Below are 3295 nucleotides of genomic sequence, written 5' to 3'. Positions count from 1 at the left end.
GCCGCGCGGCCGCCCTCCGGGCGACGCCGGGAATTGTCAGACAGGCCCTAGCGCGGATACCGGGCCAGCCAGCCCGGTGCCGAGCCCGCCGGGCCGTGCAGGGCGGGGCCCTGGGTCATCTCCATGGCGAAGTCGTCGGCGAGTTCGAGGACGGTGGGGCGGCCCTCCAGCTCGGCGAGCCAGGCCGGGGGCAGGGCGGTCTCGCCGTGGAGGGCGCCCAGCAGGGCACCGGTGAGGGCGCCGGCGGCGGCCGAGGGGCCGCTCTGGTTGACGGCGAGGCACAGTCCGTGCCGTACGTCCTCGCCGACCAGGGCGCAGTAGACGGCGGCGGCGAGCAGCCCGTCGGCCGTGCCGTCGCCGGTCAGTTCCTCCACCCGCGCGGGGCTCGGCATGCCCTGCCGTACCGCGCCGAGCGCGTGCTGGAGGGCGTCGGAGACCGGCTGGTGGCCGGGGCGGACGGCGAGCAGGGCGAGGGCCTGCTGCACGGCGCCGTCCAGGCTCTCCCCGCGGGCGAGGCCATGCACGATCACGGCGTACGCGCCCGCCGACAGACAGCCGACCGGGTGGCCGTGGGTCTGCGCCGCGCACTCCACCGCGAGCTGCACGACGAGCTGGGGCTCCCAGCCGACCAGCAGCCCGAAGGGCGCGGAGCGTGCGACCGCCTCCGGCCCCTGTTCGGCCGGGTTCTTGGGCTTGTCCAGCGTGCCCATCCTGTCGTCGCCGAACCCGATGAGCAGCGACCTGCTCGGCCCCCGGCGCGCGTACAGCCACTCCTCGCGGGCCAGCCAGCCGTCCTCCGCGCGGCGCTCGTCCGGCCCCCAGTCCCGCTGGGTTGCGGCCCAGCGCAGATACGCCCGGTGCAGATCGGTCGGCGGATGCCAGGCGCCGGTGTCGCGGCGCACCTGCGCGCGGATCAGCCCGTCCACGCTGAACAGGGTCAGCTGGGTGTGGTGGGTGATGGTGCCGCGCCGCCCGTGCCCCGCGGTGAGGTCGAGCAGCCCCTCGGGGCCGTGGGCCGCGCGGATCTCCTCCAGGGTGAGCGCGTCGACGGGCCCGCCGAGCGCGTCGCCCACCGCGGCCCCCAGCAGGGTGCCGCGCACCCTGCTGCGAAAGTCCTGCTGCTCGGCACGGCCCCAGACGGCACCGGTCGTCGTCGCCACCCAGACCCTCCTCAGGCACCGTCCGCCCGCACGACGGTCCGCACTCTAATCGACCGCGAAGACGGCCCTCGGTGGGCCGAGGCGACCCTCACGGGTCATTCACGTCCATCGATGACCGCTTCGACACCATCCAGAATGCGATCCAGCCCGAATTCGAGCGGATCGATACCGTCCGGTTGAAATGCGCCGTCCGCGATGGCCTTGGTGAGTGCGGGGAAGCGTTCGGCGTGCCGTGCGAGGAGGTCGGCGGCGAGCCGGTCCCACTCGGCCGACTGCTCCTCCTCGTGGTCGGCCTGCTGCTGGGCGACGTTGCGTACGAGCCCGATCAGCAGCAGGAAGACACGGTGCCGCTGGGCGCCGTCGAGGCCGGTGGGTTCGAGGGCGGCGAGCGCCGCGTCCAGCCAGCGCAGCTGCCGGGGGCCGAAGACACGGCGGCGCAGGGCGGTGGCGGTGAGCAGCCAGGGGTGGGCGGCGTACACGTCGGCGCACTGCCGGGTCCACGCGCGTACGGCCTCGCGCCAGGGCCCGTCCTCGCCGCGCTCCGGCATCTCGGGCCCCTCCCCCATCACCTCCTCCACCATCAGCTCGACCAGCTCGGTCTTGCCGGGGACGTACCGGTACAGGGCCATCGCCGACACCCCGAATCCGCCGGCGACCTTGCTCATGGAGACGGCGTCGAGCCCTTCCCGGTCGGCCAGTTCGGCGGCGGCCGCTGCGATGCGGCGGGGGGTCAGCTTCGGCTTGGGCCCCCGGGTGGGCTGCTCCTGCTCGCCCCAGAGCAGGGCGAGGACGGCACGGGGATCGCGCGTCTCGTCCTGCTGCCCCTTGCTCCGTACGCCGTCCCGTTCGACCACGATCCGCTCCCGACTCCCCTGCGGTGCCCGCCCCTTGACTGGCACCCCATCAACTGTATATACCGTAAACCACCGTCTATTGCTGACGACATAAACAGTTTAGGGGGAACATCATGCTGCCGACCTACCGCGCCCTGAAGCGCCGCGCCCTCGCCAAGTCCCTCCTGATCACCGCCCCGAACGGCATCGACGAGTCGTCGTACGTCCGTATCGGCGGCCTCGACCAGTGGATCTCCGTCCGGGGCGAGGACCGGTCGAACCCCGTGCTCCTGGAGCTCCACGGCGGTCCCGGCGCCTCCAACTCGATCTTCACGCCGCGCACCCGCGCCTGGGAGCGGCACTTCACGATCGTCCGCTGGGACATGCGCGGCGCGGGCCGGACCTTCGCGGCGCACGGCCCGGCCGGCCAGGGTGAGCTGACCCTCGACCGCCTCTACGCCGACGCGCTGGAGGTCACCGACCATGTCCGCGCCCGCCTCGGCGTGCCGAAGGTCGTCCTGCTCGCCAACAGCTTCGGCACCGTCACCGGCCTGCGCCTGGCCCGGGACCACCCCGAGCGCTACTCGGCGTACGTCGGCACGGACCAGAACATCATCGCGGGCGGCACGGACACTTCCGCCTACGACGACCTGCTCGCCCGTCTGCGCGGTGCCGGAAAACGGCGGCAGCTGTCCCGCCTGACCGCGATGGGCCCGGACCGCGCGGCCTGGTCCCCGGAGGACTGGTCCTCCTACGCCAAGACGGTGACCACGACCGACCCCCTGACCTACGACACCATGAAGACGGTCGTCATCCGCTCCCTCTGGTTCTCCCCCCTCCACACCCTGCGCGACCTGCGCGCCTACCTGAGGGGCATGACCTTCTCCGAACAACTGGGCCCGCAGGCCATGTCCTTGGACGAATACGCGGAGGGCACCACCTTCCACCTCCCCGTCTTCCTCTTCCAGGGCGCCGAGGACGTCCTGACCCCACCGGGACCGGCCCGCCGCTTCCACGACCAACTGACGGCTCCGCTCAAGGACTTCGCCCTCATCCCCGACGCCTCCCACTTCGCCGCCTTCCGGCGCCCGGACGTGTTCCTGGAACTGCTGGTGGGGAGGGTGCGGCCGGTGGTGACGGGGGTGGGGGTGGATGGTTGAGCCCGGCGGAGTGGGACCGGATCAGCCGTACCAGGTGATGTCGCAGATGTAGACGCACTCGTGACGGGGCACGGCGAGAAAACTGATGAAGCCTCGTCCGCCGAGGGTGTCGCACTCACGCAGCGCGTCCGGGGTCAGTTCA

Annotated in this window: 3 protein-coding genes; 1 reads left to right on the top strand and 2 read right to left on the bottom strand. The window is 72.5% G+C overall.

The window, feature by feature from the left end:
• Nucleotides 1–47: 47 nt before the first annotated feature.
• Together CCN72_RS18330 and CCN72_RS18325 are read right to left on the bottom strand one after the other, a co-directional pair.
• Nucleotides 48–1160, bottom strand: coding sequence for an ADP-ribosylglycohydrolase family protein (locus tag CCN72_RS18330; protein WP_086808451.1), 1113 nt, complete (start codon nucleotides 1158–1160; stop codon nucleotides 48–50).
• A gap of 95 nt (nucleotides 1161–1255) precedes the next feature.
• On the bottom strand, nucleotides 1256–2059 hold the full coding sequence (locus CCN72_RS18325; protein ID WP_244174310.1) for a TetR/AcrR family transcriptional regulator: 804 nt from the start codon (nucleotides 2057–2059) through the stop codon (nucleotides 1256–1258).
• 68 nt (nucleotides 2060–2127) lie between these two features.
• On the opposite strand from CCN72_RS18325, the gene CCN72_RS18320 reads away from it, so the two are divergent.
• Nucleotides 2128–3153 carry an alpha/beta fold hydrolase gene (locus CCN72_RS18320; RefSeq protein WP_086808449.1) on the top strand — a complete coding sequence of 342 codons (1026 nt, stop codon included), beginning with the start codon at nucleotides 2128–2130 and terminating at the stop codon, nucleotides 3151–3153.
• Nucleotides 3154–3295 lie beyond the last annotated feature (142 nt).

It is taken from the genome of Streptomyces murinus (assembly GCF_002154555.1).
GTDB classification, from domain to species: Bacteria; Actinomycetota; Actinomycetes; order Streptomycetales; family Streptomycetaceae; genus Streptomyces; species Streptomyces murinus.
This window is presented reverse-complemented; position numbering and strand designations above follow the sequence as displayed.

Coding starts and splice junctions, on each gene's coding strand:
- CCN72_RS18320 (WP_086808449.1), top strand. CDS start 2,128: ATGCTGCCGACCTACCGCGCCCTGAAGCGCCGCGCCCTCGCCAAGTCC.